The sequence below is a fragment of the Feifania hominis genome, assembly GCF_014384765.1.
Classification (GTDB): domain Bacteria; phylum Bacillota; class Clostridia; order Oscillospirales; family Feifaniaceae; genus Feifania; species Feifania hominis.
The window spans coordinates 142,364-160,913 of sequence record NZ_JACRSP010000005.1 but is presented as its reverse complement, the minus strand read 5'-3'; the positions used below and the strand labels follow the sequence as shown (position 1 = coordinate 160,913).

At 61.8% G+C, this 18,550-nt stretch carries 18 protein-coding genes; 9 read left to right on the top strand and 9 right to left on the bottom strand.

Annotation, left to right across the window (positions count from 1 at the left end; genetic code table 11):
- The first annotated feature begins 1 nt into the window (after position 1).
- Positions 2-241 carry a 30S ribosomal protein S18 gene (gene rpsR / locus H8695_RS10875; RefSeq protein WP_249301590.1) on the top strand — a complete coding sequence of 80 codons (240 nt, stop codon included), beginning with the start codon at positions 2-4 and terminating at the stop codon, positions 239-241.
- Positions 242-298: 57 nt separating this feature from the next.
- A complete protein-coding gene (locus H8695_RS10870) occupies positions 299-1,189 on the top strand; it encodes a GNAT family N-acetyltransferase (protein WP_249301588.1) in 891 nt (296 codons plus the stop codon).
- A gap of 40 nt (positions 1,190-1,229) precedes the next feature.
- Here the strand turns inward: H8695_RS10870 and H8695_RS10865 are convergent, their stop codons facing one another.
- From H8695_RS10865 to H8695_RS10850, 4 genes are all read right to left on the bottom strand, one after another.
- On the bottom strand, positions 1,230-3,851 hold the full coding sequence (locus H8695_RS10865; RefSeq protein ID WP_249301586.1) for an ABC transporter permease: 2,622 nt from the start codon (positions 3,849-3,851) through the stop codon (positions 1,230-1,232).
- Positions 3,848-4,531 (bottom strand): ABC transporter ATP-binding protein, encoded by a 684-nt coding sequence (locus tag H8695_RS10860; RefSeq protein ID WP_249301577.1) that lies wholly within the window; start codon positions 4,529-4,531, stop codon positions 3,848-3,850. Before H8695_RS10860 ends, H8695_RS10865 begins: the two co-directional genes overlap by 4 nt.
- 107 nt (positions 4,532-4,638) lie before the next feature.
- The gene (locus H8695_RS10855) at positions 4,639-5,637 is read right to left on the bottom strand and encodes a sensor histidine kinase (RefSeq protein ID WP_249301575.1); all 999 of its coding nucleotides are present in this window, start codon (positions 5,635-5,637) and stop codon (positions 4,639-4,641) included.
- Positions 5,627-6,316, bottom strand: a complete 690-nt coding sequence (locus tag H8695_RS10850) for a response regulator transcription factor (protein WP_249301573.1) — start codon at positions 6,314-6,316, stop codon at positions 5,627-5,629. Before H8695_RS10850 ends, H8695_RS10855 begins: the two co-directional genes overlap by 11 nt.
- Positions 6,317-6,565: 249 nt before the next feature.
- Here H8695_RS10850 and H8695_RS10845 point away from each other — a divergent pair, with 249 nt between their 5' ends.
- The 6 genes from H8695_RS10845 to H8695_RS10820 all read left to right on the top strand — a co-directional run bounded on the left by H8695_RS10845 (position 6,566) and on the right by H8695_RS10820 (position 12,195).
- Positions 6,566-7,693: an MGDG synthase family glycosyltransferase gene (locus H8695_RS10845; protein ID WP_249301571.1), complete on the top strand. Its 1,128-nt coding sequence runs from the start codon at positions 6,566-6,568 to the stop codon at positions 7,691-7,693.
- Complete coding sequence (locus H8695_RS10840; protein WP_249301568.1) at positions 7,690-8,286, top strand: glycerol-3-phosphate acyltransferase; 597 nt, start codon at positions 7,690-7,692, stop codon at positions 8,284-8,286. The genes H8695_RS10845 and H8695_RS10840 overlap by 4 nt, the downstream gene beginning before the upstream one ends.
- Before the next feature lie 11 nt (positions 8,287-8,297).
- The gene (locus tag H8695_RS10835) at positions 8,298-9,845 is read left to right on the top strand and encodes a sodium ion-translocating decarboxylase subunit beta (protein ID WP_249301565.1); all 1,548 of its coding nucleotides are present in this window, start codon (positions 8,298-8,300) and stop codon (positions 9,843-9,845) included.
- Between the two features lie 88 nt (positions 9,846-9,933).
- Positions 9,934-11,178 (top strand): cation:proton antiporter, encoded by a 1,245-nt coding sequence (locus H8695_RS10830; protein ID WP_249301563.1) that lies wholly within the window; start codon positions 9,934-9,936, stop codon positions 11,176-11,178.
- A 15-nt stretch (positions 11,179-11,193) separates the two neighbouring features.
- Positions 11,194-11,814 (top strand): TetR/AcrR family transcriptional regulator, encoded by a 621-nt coding sequence (locus H8695_RS10825; RefSeq protein ID WP_249301554.1) that lies wholly within the window; start codon positions 11,194-11,196, stop codon positions 11,812-11,814.
- A 225-nt stretch (positions 11,815-12,039) separates the two neighbouring features.
- A complete protein-coding gene (locus H8695_RS10820) occupies positions 12,040-12,195 on the top strand; it encodes a hypothetical protein (RefSeq protein WP_249301551.1) in 156 nt (51 codons plus the stop codon).
- A 187-nt stretch (positions 12,196-12,382) separates the two neighbouring features.
- Here the strand turns inward: H8695_RS10820 and H8695_RS10815 are convergent, their stop codons facing one another.
- Positions 12,383-13,084: a stalk domain-containing protein gene (locus tag H8695_RS10815; RefSeq protein ID WP_249301549.1), complete on the bottom strand. Its 702-nt coding sequence runs from the start codon at positions 13,082-13,084 to the stop codon at positions 12,383-12,385.
- A 309-nt stretch (positions 13,085-13,393) separates the two neighbouring features.
- Between H8695_RS10815 and H8695_RS10810 the strand changes: the two genes are divergently transcribed.
- On the top strand, positions 13,394-14,221 hold the full coding sequence (locus H8695_RS10810) for a 4Fe-4S binding protein (RefSeq protein WP_249301547.1): 828 nt from the start codon (positions 13,394-13,396) through the stop codon (positions 14,219-14,221).
- Between the two features lie 43 nt (positions 14,222-14,264).
- Here the strand turns inward: H8695_RS10810 and H8695_RS10805 are convergent, their stop codons facing one another.
- From H8695_RS10805 to H8695_RS10790, 4 genes are all read right to left on the bottom strand, one after another.
- Positions 14,265-14,858, bottom strand: coding sequence for an HdeD family acid-resistance protein (locus tag H8695_RS10805; protein ID WP_249301545.1), 594 nt, complete (start codon positions 14,856-14,858; stop codon positions 14,265-14,267).
- A complete protein-coding gene (locus H8695_RS10800; RefSeq protein WP_249301543.1) occupies positions 14,833-15,123 on the bottom strand; it encodes a hypothetical protein in 291 nt (96 codons plus the stop codon). The genes H8695_RS10805 and H8695_RS10800 overlap by 26 nt, the downstream gene beginning before the upstream one ends.
- A gap of 189 nt (positions 15,124-15,312) precedes the next feature.
- Complete coding sequence (locus H8695_RS10795) at positions 15,313-17,163, bottom strand: S-layer homology domain-containing protein (protein WP_249301541.1); 1,851 nt, start codon at positions 17,161-17,163, stop codon at positions 15,313-15,315.
- Positions 17,164-17,503: 340 nt separating this feature from the next.
- On the bottom strand, positions 17,504-18,346 hold the full coding sequence (locus H8695_RS10790) for a tyrosine-type recombinase/integrase (protein WP_249301540.1): 843 nt from the start codon (positions 18,344-18,346) through the stop codon (positions 17,504-17,506).
- Positions 18,347-18,550 lie beyond the last annotated feature (204 nt).

Genomic DNA, 18,550 nt, shown 5'->3' with positions numbered 1-18,550 from the left:
CATGGAGAGAGATCGTGTTGTCCGCGGACGCCGCATGAAGAAAAAAGCATGCAGCTTCTGCATCGATAAAGTCGAGCACATCGACTACAAGGACGTTGCCAAGCTTCGCCGGTACCTGTCCGAGCGCGCCAAGATTCTGCCGCGCCGCATCACCGGTACCTGTGCCAAGCATCAGCGCCAGCTGACCACCGCCATCAAGAGAGCGCGCCACATTGCGCTGCTCCCGTTCAGCGGGGAATAAACAGACAGGCGGGCAGCCAAAAGGCTGCCCGCTCTTTTTTTATCAGGGGGGATATCCATGCCAAACAGCGGCGAATCCGTCTGCATAGGCGGCCGGACCTACCGGTTCTGCAGCCGCATAGCCGGCGAGCCGAAACTGCTCGAGAGCTTTCATGAGCTGACGCAGAGGACCTTTCAGATTCACATCGACAGCGTAGGCGGGGACTATGAGCCCCACGTTCTCGCGCAGGGAGACACCGTCTGCGCCAATGTCTCGGTCAACAAAATCCCCTTTCTCGACCGGGGCCGCCGCCGGTTTTACATCCAGCTCGGCACGGTCATGACCCGCGAGGGATGGCGCGGCCGGGGGCTGAGCCGGTGGCTGATGCAGGCGGTGCTCGCCGAGTGGGAGGGGCGCTGCGACGCGCTCTATCTGTTTGCAAACGACTCGGTTCTCGACTTCTACCCCCGCTTCGGCTTTGCGGCGCAGGCGGAGCATGAATTTGTCTACGAGAGGCCCGGCAAAACGGCTTTCGAGGGCGTGAAGCTGTCGATGGCCCGGCCCGGCGACGCCGCTCTCGCTATGGAAAAATACCGCCAGGGCAGCCTCTACTCGGATTTTGCCATGACGGAGAATCTCGATCTCTACCGCTACTATGCAAACGGGCTCCTGCGGGACAGCGCCTACCACCTCGAGCGCCACGGCGTTGTGGTCTTTGCCGACTTCGAGCCGGGGCTCGTGCGCTGCTACGACATTCTCGGGCGCAGCGGCAGCCCGATCGAGGCGATTCTGCGCTCCCTGCGGCGCGGGGCGGACGACCGTGTGATCCTCGGCTTCACCCCGCGGGACACGGCGCTCTTCGTCTGCCGCCGGCATGAGGAGCCGGACACGACGCTCATGGTTCACCGCAGCGGGGAAAACAGGCTCGCCGCGGCGCGGGGCATGTTCCCCTTTCTCTCGCGCGCATGACGCCAAGAGGTCCCATCCAATCGGATGGGACCTCTCTTTTTTACAGGGTTTCCTCCTTGAGGGCGTCGACGATGTTGACCCGCTTGAGCTTTCGCATGGCGTAGAACATGGTCGCGAAGACCAGCACAAACACCGCGGCCACCGCAAAGCCCACCTCGCCCCACGGGACGCTGAAAGGAATGCCGAAGTTTCGCGTGAAGACCAGGTAGAACCAGTACAGGCACGCAAAGCTGATGGGCAGCCCATAGAGCAGCGCCTTTGCGCCGTAGAAGAAGCTCTCAAAGAAGATCATGCGGTTGAAGCTGCCGGGGGTCATACCCACCGAGCGCAGCATCGCAAACTCGCGCCGGCGAAGCGCCACGCTCGTCGAGATGGTGTTGAAGATGTTGGCCACGCAGATGAGCGTGATGAGCACCAGAAAGCCCGTGGTGAACACCGTGATGACCGTGTTGAGATTGCGTTCGCTGCGCAGCGCGTCCTCGACGGAGAAGACGTTGATGCCGACGCTGGAGTAGCCTTTCGTCAGCGCGTCAATCTCCTCGAGAAGCCCCTCGTCGTCGTTCGTCTTGAGAAAGAGCGACACGCCCCACCGGCTCTGGTACCACGCGTCCTCCCCGAGGAGGTCGCACAGCGCCCTCTCCGGCACCACGACGATCAGGTTCCCCCAGAGATTGAGATCGGACATCCCGTCCGGCGGCTCGTTGGCCAGCTGCGCAATCCGCACGGTGAGCTCGCCCTGCGGCAGATCGTCGTCGATCACCGTCAGCTCGTCGCCCGGGCGCATCGTGGTCAACTGCGCATACTGATAGCCGGAATTCTCCCGGTAGCGGAAGCGGTTGACGAGCACCGCCTGCAGGCCCTCTGCGGCAAAGTCGGACTCCCGAAAGCCGCAGGCTTCAAGATAGGCGCTCCAGCTGCTGTCGTCGAGCGCCGTCAGGTTGACGCTGTAAGTCGCCTGGAAGGTCTCGTCGTCGGCCGCCGTCGGGTCGAGCCGCGCTGCCATGTCGTCGCTCATCTGGGCTCTGTCGAGTTCGGCATGACCGTCGAGCTCCGAGATCCGGGTGTAGGCTTCCACCTGGGACATCTGCTGGATTCTGTCGTAGATTCCGTCCACGGTGTCCGTATCCGCGTGGTAGCTCCACACCCGAACATCGTAGCCGAGATCCTCGCCGGTCATCTCGTAGGAGGAGCGCAGCATCTGGGTAAACGAGCTCACCGACAAAAACAGCACAATGCTGATGCACAGCGAAAAGATCGTCACGCGGTAGCGCCCGCGCTGGCGCTTGATGTTCTTCATGGCGATCTCGCCCTCGAAGCCAAACAGAGCCCTTGTCAGGCGGGAGGTCTTCACCGTGCGGCGGCTGAGCTTGATTGCGTCGCTCTGGCGGATGGCGTCAATGGGCGCAATCTTCGACGCGCGGCGCGCGGGCACCCACGCCGACACCAGAAGCGTCGCCGCGGCGACAGCCGCCGAGAGCAGCACGGCCGCCGGCGGGACCACCAGCCGCAGCGTGGCGTCGCCGGTCGCCATGAGGTCTCTGAGCATGGGGCCGACAAACCGGAATGTGATGCCGATTCCCACCGTGCCGCACAAAATGCCGATGGGAATGCTGATAAGCCCCACCAGGATGCTCTCATAGAAGACCGACCACCGCTTTTGGGCGCGTGTGGCCCCCACTGTCGCGAGCATGCCGAGGTCGCGGCTTCGCTCGGCGATCGAGATGGAGAAAGCGTTGTAGATCAGCGAGACCGACCCAACGAAGATAATGAGCATCAGGCTCCCCACCAGCAGAAACATGGTGGTGCGAATCGAGTCGTTGCGGGTAACGCCGTAGAACTTGAGCAGCCCGTTGTTGAAGTCGAGATCGTACTCTCTTCCTCCATTCAAGCTCTCCATGCCGATGTTCTCGGCGATGGTCTCCGCCTCGTCGTAGAGGGCGGTCGAGATGTGGTTGAGCGCAACTCTGGCGTCCACCCTCTCATCCGGCGCGAGAGCGGCCGCATCGAGGTAGCAAAGCAGGCTGTAGCCCGGCGAATAGTACTGCTCGCCGCTCGGGCGTTCGATGGTGCCGACAATGGTAAAGGTACCGCTGTGCTCGGGCACCAGATACTCACTTTGGGCCTCGCCGAGATACCATGTCTGGTTGAGCGCGCGCTCCTCGCCGCTGGACAGAACGCCTCTGCGCTCGCCCCAGCTGAGCGTGAGCTGCTCGCCGATGCGCACCGGGTCGTCTCCAACGCGGCGCGCCTGCACCGATACGACAGCCTCGCCCGGCGCCTGGGGAAAGCGCCCCTCGACAAGCTTGACGGGGAAGTTTTCAAAGCGGGCGGTGTTGTAGGCCTGCAAAAAGAAGTAGGGCTTTTTCTCATCGGCGCTCTCCGGGAATTCGGCGTAGCCGAGCACCCGCTCAAGTGCCAGGGATTTTGTGTTTTCGTGCGCGCCGACCGCCGCGGCCTGTTCCGCCGTGAGATCGTTGTAGCGCACATGCCACTCCCCGCCTGTCTCGACTTCGACGCGCTGCATCAGATCGAGCACGGAGAAGCCGATGACCGCCACCGCCGTGATCATCGCCACCGAGATGATGACGCCGACGATGGTGACAAGCGTGCGGCGGCGGTTTTTGCCCATGTGGCGGCGCGTGAGTCTTGAGATGACATTCATTGGCGGATCACCTCGTCGCGGGTGATTCGCCCGTCCTCGATGGTGAGGATGCGGTCGGCCTGCAGGGCGATGTTCTCATCGTGGGTGATGAGAATGAGCGTCTGGTTGTACTTGCGGTTGCTGTACTTGAGCAGCTCGACGATCTCGGCGCTGTTCTTCGAGTCGAGGTTGCCGGTCGGCTCGTCGGCGAGCACCAGCGCCGGGTTGTTGATCAGCGCCCGGCCGATGGACACGCGCTGCTGCTGGCCGCCCGAGAGCTGATTGGGCAGATGGCGCTTGCGATCCTGCAAATTGAGCGTCGCGAGCAGCTCCAGAAGCTGGTTTTGATCGACCTTTCGCCCGTCGAGCAGAAGCGGCAGGGTGATGTTCTCCTCCACATTCAGCACCGGGATGAGGTTGTAAAACTGGTAGATCAGGCCGATCTGCCGCCGGCGGAAGATCGCAAGCGGCGTCTCACTGAGCGAGTACACATCGGTTCCCGCCAGATTCACGCTGCCGGAGGTGGGGCGGTCCACCCCGCCCAGAATGTGAAGAAGCGTCGACTTGCCCGAACCCGAGGGGCCGGTGATGGCCACAAACTCTCCCTTTTGGACCGAGAAGCTCACATCGTCGAGCGCGCGCACTTCGGTCTCACCCGAGCCGTAGCACTTGGTCAGATTGGACACCCGCAAAATTTCCATAGTGGGTTTTCTCCTTTTTTCGTTTTCCCGCATCCGTCGCCGGATGCCCAAGTCTGATTCTATTACGCAGATGTGACGGCTGCGTGACTGGGCGCCTTACACTTTTGTCACATTCCACTGCGGTGAAATTTGATTGAGAACTCCGTGCCGCGGCCCACCTCGCTTTTGACCGAGAGGCTCGCGTCCTGCCCGCGCAGAATCTGCTCGGCCATGGCAAGGCCGATGCCCACACTGTCGGCGCCGGCGTTTTTGCCGCGGTAGAAGCGCCGGAAGAGATGGGGCAGATCCTCCCGGGCGATGCCCTCGCCGTTGTCGCGCACTGTGATCGAGACAAACAGCGGGTTCTGCTCGCAGGCGATCTCGATGCGCCCGCCGTTTTGGGTGTGCTCGACACAGTTTTTCACAAGGTTCATCAGCGCCTCGGTCGTCCACTCGCGGTCGGCGCAGACCACAACGTCCTCCCCGGCAACGCAGAGCGTCTGCTCGCGCAGCTCCATGGCGATGGCCAGCGGCGCGACCGCCGCCGCGATCAGCTTGCCGCAACGCACGTTTCGGCGCTCAAATTCCACCACGCCCGCGTCGAGCCGCGAGAGCTTCAAAAGCGCCGTGATCAGCCAGCGCAGCCGCTCGAGCTGGGCGCGCATATCGCGCGTGAACTCGGCGCGCTTGTCGTCGTCGAGCGTCCCCTGCGAGAGCAGATCGGTCATCACCATCATGGAGGTGACCGGCGTCTTGAGCTGGTGGGAGATGTCCGCCAGGGCGTCGGCCTGGGAGCGCTTCTCCCTCTCAAGGCGGCTCGCCTGCTCCGAGAGCATGCCGGTGACCTTGTAGATCTCGCTTTTGAGAATGCTCAGCTCCCCCTCGCGGCTGTCGCGGATGTCGATCGGCTCGCGGCCGTCGGCGACCTGCTTGAGATAGACGGAGAGCGCCGCGATGCGCCGGTAGCGCACCGCGAGCAGAACCGCCGTGCACACCCCTGTCGCGAGCAGCGCGCCGAGCACCGTGAGAGCGCAGGCGGCCGACTGCAAAGAGCCGAGCGCGGTGAAGAGCGCCGCCACCGCCGCCGCAGCGAGCACATAGAAGAGCAGCTCCCGATTACGAACCATAATTCCCTCCCAGGCGGTAGCCGAGCCCGCGCACGGTCTCAATGAGCCGGGGCTCGGCGGGATTTTCCTCGAGCTTGTCGCGCAGGCGCTTGATGTAGACGGTCAGCGTGTTGTCGTTGACAAAGTCGCCCGCCGCGTCCCAGATCTGGCTCAAGATCTGGTCGCGGCTGAGTACGCGCCCGCGGTTGTTGACAAAGCAGAGCAGAAGCCGGTACTCGAGCGCGGTGAGAATGATCTCCTGCCCGTCGCGGTAGACCTGGGCCTTGGCGAGATTGACCGTCACCCCGCCGCCGAGCGCAACCGGCGCGAGCGCACCGCCGCGCTGGTAGCGCCGCAGCACCGAGCGGATGCGCGAGAGCAGCTCCTGCAGGCGAAAGGGCTTTGTGATGTAGTCGTCCGCGCCGATGTCGAGCCCCATCACGACGCTGACCTCCTCGTCGCGCGCCGTCAAAAAGAGAACCGGCAGATCCCCGCGCGCCTTGACCGCGCGGCAGACGTCGTGCCCCGAGCCGTCGGGCAGCATCACGTCGAGCAGCGCCAGATCGTACTGCCCGGTGCGCGCCGCGCGCAGACCCTCGGCGGCGGTGGTGCACTCGATCAGCTCAAAGCCCTCCTGCCGCAGGGAGTAGGCAAGCGCCGACAGAATCATCCGATCGTCCTCCACGAGTAAAATCCGCATGGTTTTCGCCTCCTGTGCAAACAATACTTCTGTGAAACAACACTTTTATTGTACCATTTTTGCCGGGTGTTCGCGTGACGAATTTGTCACGCCAAAAACTTCCGTTTTCGAACAGATTATGCTATGATTGTCTGGTAGAACCTCGGCAAAGGAAAGACGGCGCGGTTTTTTGGCGAATGACAGCCGGCGACGGGTTTGCCCCACCGGGCGCGCAGTCTTTTTTACAAATGTTCCCAAAAGGAGCCCTCTATGAAAGTACTGATACTCTCCTGCAGCACCGGTCAGGGTCACAACTCGGCCGGACAGGCTGTCTACGAGTGCCTGCAACAACGCGGCGTTTGCTGTGAGATGCGCGACGCGCTCGGCTTCTCGAGCGGGCGGGTCTCCAAAAATGTCTGCGGCGCCTATGTGGGCATCACCACCCATGTGCCGGGGCTGTTCTCGCTTCTCTACTCCGCCGGCGGGCTCATCAGCACCTCGCGCATCAAATCGGTGGTCTACTACGCCAATACTCTCTACGCGCCCAAGATCGGCGACTACATCCGCGAAAACGGCTTTGACACCGTGGTGGTCAGCCATCTCTTTCCGGCTGAGGCGCTGACCTATCTGCGCCGCAAGGGCAGTCTGTCGGCGCGCTGCTACGCCATTGCGACCGACTACACCTGCATTCCGTTCTGGGAGGAGACCGAGCTTGACCGCTACTTCATTCCCCACGCGGATCTCACGGAGGAATTTGCGCGCAAGGGCATTCCCGCCGACCGGCTCACTGCGACCGGCATTCCCGTGTCGCAGCGCTTTGCACAGCGACTTCCGGCAGACGAGGCGCGCCGGCTTCTCAAGCTGCCGCAGCAGGGGCGGCTCTATCTCGTCATGACCGGCAGCATGGGCTATGGAAATGCCGGAGAGCTGACCGAACGGCTGCTGCGCCGCGTGGGTGCGGACGACTCCATCGTGATCTTCGGCGGCAACAATGAGACTATGAAGCGCGAGCTGCGTACGCGCTATGAGGGCGAGCGGCGGGTTCGCGTGCTCGACTTCACCAGAGACGTCCCCCTCTATATGGACGCCTGCGACCTGGTCTTCACAAAACCCGGCGGGCTCACGAGCACCGAGGCCGCTGTCAAGCGGGCGGCGCTGGCCCACACGGCGCCCATACCGGGCTGTGAGACCAAAAACGCCGCGTTTTTCAAGGACCGGGGGCTCTCACTGTGCGACCAGAACCTCGACGCACTCGTCGACCAGGCAGTGGCACTCGCAAACGACCCCACTGCGCGGCGGAGTATGGCCGAAGCCCAGGCCGCACACAGTAACCCACACGCGGCGCAGGACATCTGCGCGTGCATCGAGCGCGAGGTGTGCGGGGAGGTCGAACAATGAGAGTGGCGCTCTATGTTCTGCTCGGCTTTTTCTCGGGCAGCGTGATGTACAGCCGTCTTCTGCCGCTGCACCTGTGCGGCATTGACATTGTCGCCGCGAGCGACGACGGCAATCCTGGTACGGCCAATGTCTTCAAGCACGCGGGCGTGGGGCTCGGCGTGTGCTGTCTTCTGCTCGATATGGGCAAGGGCTTTCTGCCGGTCTATCTCGCGCGCCGGGCGCTTGCCATCGACGCGCTGCCCTTTGCGGCCGTCATCGCGGCTCCGGTGGCAGGCCATGCTTTCTCCCCCTTTCTGAAAGGCGAGGGCGGCAAGGCCATCGCCGCCTCGTTCGGGGCGCTGCTCGCGCTGCTGCCGCACAGCTACGCCGTCTTTGTGCTGGCGGTCTACTACCTGTTTTTCTCACTGGTAGTCATCATCCGTCCCAACCACCGGCGCAGCATCGTCACATACGGCCTCTTCTGCGCAACCATGCTCTGTATGGGCGCAAGCCCGGGCGTCAGTCTCGGGTGCATGCTTATTTCTCTGATTGTCATTGACCGCCACCTTCACGCGCGCCTTGCGGCTCGACGGGCCGCCGCGCAGACAGACTGATTGGAGCAGGTATGAAAAACACCTGGACAAAATACCAGCGCCTTGCGCTCGACGCCTCGTGCATCGGGTTTGCATCGAGGGGCGCGGATTCGTATCCCTATTTCTGCACACCCGTCGGGGCGCGCATTCTCGGCTGGGCCGGAGTGGACGGCATCCACTTCTGCTTCGTGCGCGGCTTCGGCGAGACGGTCTTTGCCGTCAGCCCCATGGCGGAGCCGGGCGACTATGTACACCCGGTGGCGGCCACATTTGCCGATTTTCTCCGGCTGCTTCTCGCCTGCGGCGACACCGCGGCGCTCGAGCAGGCCCGGCTCTGGGACGAGGCGCGCTTCGACGCCTTTCTGCGAGAAAATCCACCCTCGTCCGAGGCGCGCGCCGTGCTCGGCGCCATTGCGGACGGTCTCGGCCTTTCGCCCATGCCGCAGCCATTTGTCTATCTGCGCACGCTACAGGCCGGCTTTGATCCCGGCCGCATTCGATACAGCGAGGACTGTGAGCTGCTGGGGCCGGAACCCGCCGCACCGGAACCGCCGTGGCGGGTGAGCTTTGAGGGCAGCTTCTGGGGCCACAAGAAGGGCGCGCGGGCCGGGCGGGAAATTCCCCTCGGCATCCATTTCAACTGGTGCGGCCGACACTGGCTGGTCCCGGCGGTCTACGCCTGCGGCGCGGGCCTTGTGGTCGATCTCTGTGCCGAGGTGCCGCGGGAGCACATTCGCGCCTTTGTCGACAGGTGGAATCTGCGCGCCGACAGCGCGGCAGAGGACTTCTCCGACGAAGAGCAGATGACGCTCGACGCGGAAAATCCCCTGAATGTCTGCGCCGAGCTGCAGCTCAGTCTCAACGGCCGCACACTGTCTGCGTCGCACGGTTGCTCTCTCGCCTGGAATCCCCTGCCGCTCGGGGTCGATCAGACCGAGGCGCGGTATGTCATCGACCACTACGGCCTCGATTCCGCCAGCGGATGGGTGATTTCGCGCACCTGCTTTCCGTGGGCAGCAAAGCGCCGGCCGCCGATGCGGTCGCTTCGCCTTACCCTCAGGCAGGGCCCGGTCAGCCGGCCCGGGCCGCACTTTCACGCCGCGCCCGGCGACAAAGTTGTGTTCATTCGTCCGGCCACCGGCGAGCGCCACACGCTCACCGTGCACGAGTGCGAAAACCAGGTCATGGACGCACGGTACTTTGGCGGGAAAGACCGGGAGTATCCGACCCACTTCACCACCGTGACCTACACCCTCTCCCCCGAGCTGCCGGACGGCGTGCTGCGCATCGAGGATTGCGCGCGCAGCGATCACCCGCGGCGGCGCGCAGAAAATTGCTCCCGCGCAGAAAATTGCTCCCGCGCAGCGGGCGAGCCGGAGGCGGTCGAAGATGTCTGCGCGGTTGCCATCATCGGCGGGGCAGACGGCCCCACTGCCATTCTTCTTCCCGACGGCGGAAGCGAACGGCTTCACGCCGCCTGTTCCGCGCTGCACTTTTCGCCTGTCGGCGACGTCGAGTGGCGCATGGTCTTCTCTGAGAAATCCGGCGGAGACATCACGGTGACGCTTTGGGAAACGTAACAGAAATTTAATAGACGGATTCGTCTGTATGTGCTATACTAAAAACAGACGATATCGTCTATTATTTCTGAAAGGATGCGTTCTCCCCATGTGGATCACCGATTTGTTCAAGTTGTTCGCGGCCATTGCCGCCGCCTATCTGGTTGGAAAACTGGTCGCCAAAATCAAACTGCCCGCCATTTTGGGCTGGCTGCTCGTGGGAATGGTCTTCGGCCCCCACGCGCTCGGCATTCTGGGCGACTCTCTCATGGACGCGGCCTGGTATGTCACCGCGCAGAATCTGCTCGAGTGCGTCGTCGGTCTGCTCATCGGCACCGAGCTGATCTGGAGCAAGATGAAGCGCGCGGGCCGGCAGATCATCGTCACCACCATCACGGAATCGCTGGGGACCTTTGTCGTCGTCACCGCCGTCTTCGGCGTCATCTTCTGGTTTGCCGATGTGCCGCTGTATCTGGCCGCCATGTTCGGCGCGATCGCGCTCGCCACCGCGCCCGCGCCGTCTCTGTCCATCGTCAGTGAGATGAAGACCTCCGGCCCTGTCACCGGCACACTGATTCCCATGGCCGCACTTGACGACCTGGTGGCGGCGCTCGTCTTTTTCACAGTGATCGCGGGTGTCTCATCGGCCATCTCAGACGGCGGAATCCCCTTTGTGCTGGTGCTGTTTCTGGTCTTTCTGCCCGTGCTGATCGGTATGGCAACGGGCTTTCTGGCGGGGCTTCTTCTGCGCCGGGTCAAGTCGCCGGGTGCGTCTCTGGCCGTCATGGCGGGCATGCTGCTGCTCTCGGCGGGCATCGGGTTCTATTTGAACCACGCGGTTCTGCCGTCGCCTGTCATCAACTTTCTGCTCATCGGCATGGCCTACTCGGCGGTCTTTGCCAACATGATTGAGGCCGGGCAGCTCGAGTCCATCATGAGAGTGATGAACCCCATCATCGGCTTTTCGCTCATTGTGATGATTCTGAATCTGGGCGCGCCGCTCGACTACCACCTCATCTTTGGAGCAGGCGCCTACACGGCGGTCTACATCGTCGCGCGGGCCGTGGGCAAATACAGCGGCGCCTACTTTGGCGCGGCGGTCACCCACGCGCCCGAGAGCGTCAAAAAATACCTGGGCTTTACGCTGCTGCCCCACTCGGGTGTGTCGCTGGTGTTCACCGGCGTCGCGGTCTCGGTCCTCGCGGGGCCTGCGCCCGAGTGCGCGCAGATCATACAGGGCACCATTGCGGCGGCGGCTGTCATCAACGAGATCATCGCCGTGTTTATGGCGAGAAAGGGCTTTGAATGGGCCGGCGAGCTGGGCAAAAGCGCGCCGGCGGCCCATCGGGCATGAAAGGACTGACGGGGTATGACACAGAGCGAGCGCCAACAGCGAAGCAGGCGGGAAATCTATGAGGCTGCCCTTGCGGAATTCGGCGCACACGACTACGCCGAGGTGAGCATGGAGAGCATCTGCGGCACGCACGGCATCTCAAAGGGCATGATGTACCACTATTACACGGGCAAGGACGAGCTCTTTCTGCTCTGCGTCGAGCGGCTGTTCATCGAGCTTCGCGACTATCTTCAGCAGCACTTCACCGGCGACCCTGCGGACGGCGTGCGTGAATTTGTACAGGCGTTTTTCGACTGCCGCGAGCGCTTTTTCGCGGAGCATGCCGGCCGGCGCACCCTCTTTGAAAACGCGGTCATCCGACCGCCGAAGCATCTGCAGGAACCCATCTCGCAGCTTCGCGCCCCCATTCGGGAGTACAACCACGCCTTTCTCGAGCGGCTCTTTCCCCACCTCACGCTCCGCGAGAATGTCAGCCGCGAGGACGCCGCGCGCTACTTTGAGTGCGTCGAGAGTCTCTACTGGCCGCTGCTGCAGCGCTTTGGTCCGCAGGCGCGCTCGACGGACAGCGCCGCAAAAAAAGTGCTCGACATCATGCTCTTCGGCATCGCCCGGCAGGACCACCAGGAGTTTTTGTAAGATTTCACCGCAGCGACCATTTTTTCGCCCGGCGGACGCTTTTTCAAGACAATCCGGTCCCGAAAAAGACAGAGGATATCCCCCCGGCGCCGTTTCACGGTGTCGGGGGGATGTTGTCTCTGCAATTTTTCATAAAGTAATTTTTGGCTTTTTTAAGCCGTCATATTTTTTTGAGCGCGGCGAATACTAAGAGCGTACCATCCAATTTGAAAGGAGACTTTTGGAATGAAAAACCAGAATCAGAATAACCGTCAGCAGAACAAAAACCAGCAGAACCGCTTCCAGAACCAGCAGCAGAATCAGCAGCAGAACAAACAGCAGAACAACCGCTTTCAAAATCAGCAGGGGCAGGAGAACTGCGAGAATCAGCAGAACTTCTGATTTTCTCTGCGCAAAAGCGGGCGGCGTTTTACACGCCGCCCGTTTCTATTGCAGGATCGCGCGCTGCGTGGCGCGCCACGCCGAATGCGTGCGGTGTCTCGCCGCGGGCGTAAGAGAAAAAGGCTCTCCCTGCGGGAGAGCCTTTTTGCTGTGGATGTCACGGCCGCAGACCGGCCGGGCAGCGATCTTATTTTACTGTGGCGTCGAGAATCTTGAGCATGCCCTTGGAGCCGGCAGGGCCGTTGGCACCAAAGGCGATCTTGCTCGCGCCGGCGATGTTGACGGTCTTGGGCGTCAGGGCGTTCGGCGTCAGCTCAAACGAGGTGAGCACGTTGTAGTCCTGATCGTAGACATAGACTTTCGCCGCAATGTCGCTCCACGCGGTGAAGCTGATCTCGGTGTGGCCGCTCAGATCAAAGTAGAGCACGCGCTCCCTGCTGACCGAGGCGCTGCCGTTCCAGATTTTCCAGGCGATGCCGTTTTGATATTCCTGAATGCCGGAGTCGCCGGTGATCTTGAGCTCTTCGCTCTCACGGATGATCCAGGAGTACTCATTGGTGCCGCTGTTGGTCTTGCTGACCAGCGCAGAGGGCTGCTTCTCTGAGGTGCCGAGCAGAACGGTGTCCGTCGAGGAGTCAAAGTCGACCGGCAGACCCAGAAGACCCGCAACCGCGCGAACCGGCAGATAGGTCGTGCCGTTGTAGGTCAGCGGATAGACCGCGACGCCGTTGCCGTCTTTGAGATTCTGAATCTCGCCGTTGTAGGAGATTTTGACCTTACGGTTGAGAATCGCGCTGATGGTCTCGTTGCCGTCGGTTGCGAGAGCGCCGGCACAGAAGCCAAGGCAAAGGGTCAGAGCGAGCAGGATACCAATGGTTCTCTTTTTCATCTTTTGTTCCCTCACAATATGAATTTGGGTTCTTGCAAGAAGAGTATATCCCGCCGCCTGTCCTGCGTCAAGGCAAACAGATCGCAAAATAACAGGTTTTTTACGCGTGGCCGACACTCTGCCGGGCAGCTGAATCGGCTCTGCCATCCCATTCCACGCGCAAAACATGGCGTACGCCATCTGTGTTCCAGTCATGTGGCGGCGCGGGGGATTCTCCTGCCATGTGCTCCCCTTGCATGGCCGCCGGGGAACATGGTATTATAAGCCTGCGGCGCCCGCACAACAGGCGGATGCGCCAGGGAGGTGGCTATGAAAAAATACACGGTCTCGGTACTGCTTTGGCTGCTCTTTGAGGCGATTGCCGTCACACTGTGGCTCATGCTCGACAACCTCTTCTACCTGTTCAACTTCTCCTACATCGGCACCTGTCTCGCACTCGGCACCGCCTTTTACGCCGCACGTCTGCGCCATGCCCGCACGGTCGTACAGTTTGCCGTCGGGCTCTACATGCTAGTCTACCTCGGGATTCTCCGTGGAGAGAATATGCAGATTGAGGGCTTCTGGTACTATCTGTTTCTTGGCGTGTTCGAGGCGGCGGTCATCCACTATGTCGTCGCCAAGATACTCGGCCCGCTCTTCTTCGGTCGGGGCTGGTGCGGCTACGCCTGCTGGACGGCAATGGTGCTCGATCTGCTGCCCTTCAAGACACCCCGCGCGCCGAGACTTCGGCGGCTCGGCGTGGTGCGGTACCTGGTTTTTGCGCTCTCGCTGCTCTTTGTGGGGGCTCTCTTCGTGCTGCGGGTTCCCAACCTCGAGAGCATCATGTTCTGGAGCTTTCTCGCGGGCAATCTGCTCTACTATGCGGTGGGAATCGGCCTTGCTTTTGCGCTGCGCGACAATCGGGCCTTTTGCAAATATGTCTGTCCCGTTACGGTCTTTTTAAAACCCGCGAGCTACTTCTCCCTGCTGCGCGTGAAAAACGACACGGCGAAGTGCGTCGGCTGCGGGGTCTGTAAAAGCGTCTGCCCAATGGACGTCGACATGACAAACAACGCGCGAAACCGCCGCTTTGGAACCGAGTGCATTCTGTGCTTCTCCTGCATCGAGACCTGCCCCAAAAAGGCCCTGTACCTTTGAACGCAGAGCGCGCCCCAAAAAGGGGCGCGCTCTTTTGTCATGTTCAGCGGATTTTCAGATCTTTCATCGAGATCGCCTCAATGAAGAGCGTCACGCCGTCGATGAGAAGATAGCCTGCGATCACTGCGTGCAGCACCAGTGTCGAGAAAAACGGGGCGACGAAGAAAGCCACCGCACCCAGGACGTTCAGCACGCCGCTTGCGACCACCCAGCCGTAGCCGGTGACGGCAAAGTAACTCAGCTTGCCCGCGAGGGCGATCTTGTCGACGCCGAGCACCATCATCACAACGCCGAAGAGAAACGCAAAGCTCGAAATGGCAGCCCCCCTCGGGGAGCAGAGCAGCATGACGCCGAGCACGGCGTTGAGAATGCCGCTGACGAGCACACCGGCCTCGCGCAGATAGGCGGGTGCGCAGAAGTAGTCGACGCACTCATAGACGCCCAGCGCGATGATGACAACGGCGGCGAGTATCTCGGCCACGACTACCGACTGCACGGGGAAGACCATGCACAGCACGGCGCAGACCACCATCAGGACGCTGATGACAAAACTCGCAATGCGCACCGATTTGAGCTTTTTGTTCCACCGCGCGGCAATTTCACGCGCGAAGTCAAAGTTCGCTTCCACTCTCCGCATCCCCGGCGCCCCCTTTCGGCTTTCTCAAAACACCCGCGCAGACTCTCAGCTTATCGGCCAGAAGCATGCTGTCGGGAATGGTGATAACCGTGCGGCCGGGCTCCCGGTGCACCGCGGCAAATCTTTCTCTGAGCTGGTGCAGCGGCATCTGCTCGAGAGCCTGTTCTGCCTGCCTTGTCCGCCGCGCCTCGCGCGCGAGCGCCACAGCGCCCGCCGCCCCGGCGGCAGTGCCCAGCGCCATGAGGATTTTTCCGATTTTCTTCATAACCGACACTCCTTTTTCTCACTGGTTCCAGTGTAGCGCCGCGCATCCCGCCCTGCAATCGACAGCACCGTGCCGGTGTCAAAACTTTTGTCACACGGCCGAAATTGTATAAAAAATACCCGTGCGGACACCCGCCGCTGGCAAAAAAGAGGGGCGCTCCCGTGGGAGCGCCCCTCTATTAGAGAGTGGTCACTTTGCGATTTTCTCACAGAAGTTCATGAGAATCTGCGCCACCTCGGCGCGGGTGGCTGTGCCGGTCGGATCGAGTACGGCGTTTTCCCTGCCGGAGAGAAGTCCCGTACCGACGGCCCACTGCATCGACTCAACCGCCCAGGCGGAGGTCTCTGCGCCGTCGGCAAAGGCCGACAGATCGCCTCTCTGGCTCACATCATAGCCCTTGTATCCGGCATAGCGCAGCAGCGTTGCCGCCATCTGCTCGCGGGTGATGCTGTCCTCGGGGCCGAAGAGACCGCCGCCGTAGCCGCCCACGATTTGCTTCGAGGCGGCCCAGTTGACCGCGCTCGCATACCAGGCGCCCGCGGCCACATCGTCAAAGGCGGAGCCGGTGACTGCCGGCCTGCTCTCGAGGTTGTAAAGCACCTGGGCAATCATGCCGCGGGTCAGCGTCGCGTTGGGGGCAAAGGCGTCAGCGGCGACACCGTTCATCATACCCGCCTCGTAGACGTAGCGCACCGCGCCGAGATACCAGTCGTTTTCTCGGACGTCGGCAAAGGGCAGACCGGTTGCGCTGCCGTCCGGCGCAAAGACCGCTTTGACGGTGACGGCGCTGCCGGGCATGGTAAAGGTGTATTTACCGCCGTCGAGCTCGGTCAGCGACAGGGTGGTTCCCGCCCCGTCTACGGCGCTGATGCTCTTGAGGAAGTAGCCCTGATCAGGCGTGACCGTCAGGGTGACGGTGGTGCCTGTGACAGCGCTCGGAGAGCTCGCCGTCACGGTTCCGTGCTCGCTCTTGTCAACGGTGATCGCATAGGGCGCGACAATGGTGCCGCCACCGCCGCCGGAGGGCGGGGTCACGGCGGGTTCCTCTACGGCGCCTGCGGCCGTCCAGCTCGCTGTGCCCTCATAGCCCTCGATGCTCACATCCACGCAGAGCACCTGTGCGAGGTTGTCCTGTGTGACCGTGAAGACGGGCTCGGTGCCGAGCACCGCGTCGCTGCCCTCGTAGTGCCAGGTGTAGTGTGCTTTTTCATGGCGCGGATAGGACCCGATCTCACCCACGCTTGTGACGATGTTTGCCGTCAGCTTCTGACCGGCGACGGGGACGGTCACCGGGGTGTAGCCGTCGTCTCCGTCCACCACGTTTACACTGTCGACTGTGGGTTTCGGCACGGCGGCGGTTGCCTCCCAGGTCTTTGTCCCCTCGTAGCCGTCCACGCTCACATCCACACAGAGAGTCCGGTCGGCGTTGTCGCCGGTGACGGTGTAGGTCGGCTCCGTGCCGAGCACGGTGTCGCTGCTGTCCTTGTAGTACCATTTGTAGTGGGCCTTTTCATGGCGCGGGTAGGAGCCGATCACGCCCACGCTCGTGACGATGTTTGCCGTCAGCTTCTGGCCCGGCGCAGGGGTTTCCACCGGGGTGTAGCCGTCGTCTCCGTCCACCACGCTCACGCTGTCAACCGTGGGCTTCGGCACGGCGGCGGTCGCCTTCCAGGTCTGCGGGCCGCCTGTGAGGCCCTCCACGTTGACCTCGACGCAGAGAGTTCTGTCGGCGTTGTCGCCGGTGACCGTGTAGGTCGGCTCTGTGCCGAGCACGGTATCGCTGCTGTCCTCGTAGTACCATTTGTAGCTCGCTCTCTCATCGCGCGGGTAGGCGCCGATCACGCCGTCGTCAGTCTGGATGTTTGCCGTCAGCTTCTGGCCCGGCACGGGGGTTTCCACCTCGGTGTAGCCGTCGTCCCCGTCCACCACGCTCACGCCGGTGATTTCACTCGCGGCGGCGAGGGCCGTCGCCGGCAGTGCCGCGAGGAGCATACCCACCGCAAGCGCGCAGGCAAGCCACTTTTTGCATCTTGTACTCATGTTGCATTTCCTCCTCTTAGTCTTTTGGGGTCGTCTGTCACAGTGAGTGCCGCATCACTCCTCCCTCGGATTCAGGGGTGGACAAAATCAGAATTTTGTCCACTTCCCCGCTGGGCATCGCGTAAAAAACGCGAAAAAAAACAGCGGTTCCGCCAAAAAGAGCCGCTGAAAAACAACAAAACCAGACCGATGAAGATTCAAGCGATTCGTCGGCCTGGTTTCCTGCGTTCCAAACACAAAAATGATTGAATTCGAGGGGAAATCATGGTAATCTAGAGGTGTCACAAAAATGGATTTTCTATGTATTCTGCTATGGAAGTGGACAAAATTCTGATTTTGTCTATGAGATCAGTCTGAGCCGGTCGAGCGTTCTCTCGTGCTCCGCACCGGTTGAGACAAGGTAGATGCGCGTGGTCTCCACGCTGGAGTGACCCAGTACATCCGCGAGCCGGACGATGTCGCGGCAGGACTGGTAGAAACAGCGCGCGAACAGATGGCGCAGGTTGTGCGGAAATACCTTGGACGGCTCCACCCCCGCACGGCTGCACAGGCGCTTCATCTCGGCCCAGATCAGCTTGCGGGAAAGACTTCGACCGCCTCGGGTGAGAAAGATCTCGCCCGAGGCGATTTTTTGTCCCGCGGCATACCGCAGAAGCTTGCGCGAGAGCTTGCCGGGCAGCAAAATGGTGCGCACCTTGCCCTTGAGCGCAATCTCAGCCTTTCCGGCGCGCGCAGCTTCCACCGTGAGATACTTCACCTCGCCCACGCGCACGCCTGTGGCGCAGATGGCCTGCAGCAAAAGCCCGAGCCTCTCGCGCCCGGCATGGGCGGCCGCTGCGAGCAGCCGCTCGTACTCCCCGCGCGTCAGTTCCCGGCTCTGTTCGCGAAAGAGTCTGCGCTGGCGCCGCAGCAGCTTCACCCGACAATCGGGTCTGCCGATGTAGGTGAGATAGCCGTTGAGCGCCACCAGCATGGAGTTTACGGTGGCAGCTGCCCGGTGCGCGCAGAGCGCGCTCTTGAACGCGGCAGTGGCTTCTCTCGTGATCTGCCCGCCCTGCGGCAGATGCTGGTAAAACAGTTGAATGTCTCTGCGGTACTTTTCAATGGTGCTCTCGCTGCGCTCCATGGCGCGCAAATGCTCGAGAAAGCTCTGCACCTCGGGCGGATATTCCTTTTGGTTCATAAGGGCCCTCCGTTTCTCTTTTTCCCTAGTGTTTGCCATCCGGCTGTATCTTACACCTGTCTTACCCTGTTTGACGAACAGATAAAAAAAGCTCCCTCCCGGGGGCGCTTTTGAAACGACAGTTTGTCATTTGCTGTTCTTGTCGCCCTGGAAGCCCACCGACGCCCGCTTTGCGCGGCCGTCTTCGGCGGCGGCTTGACAGGA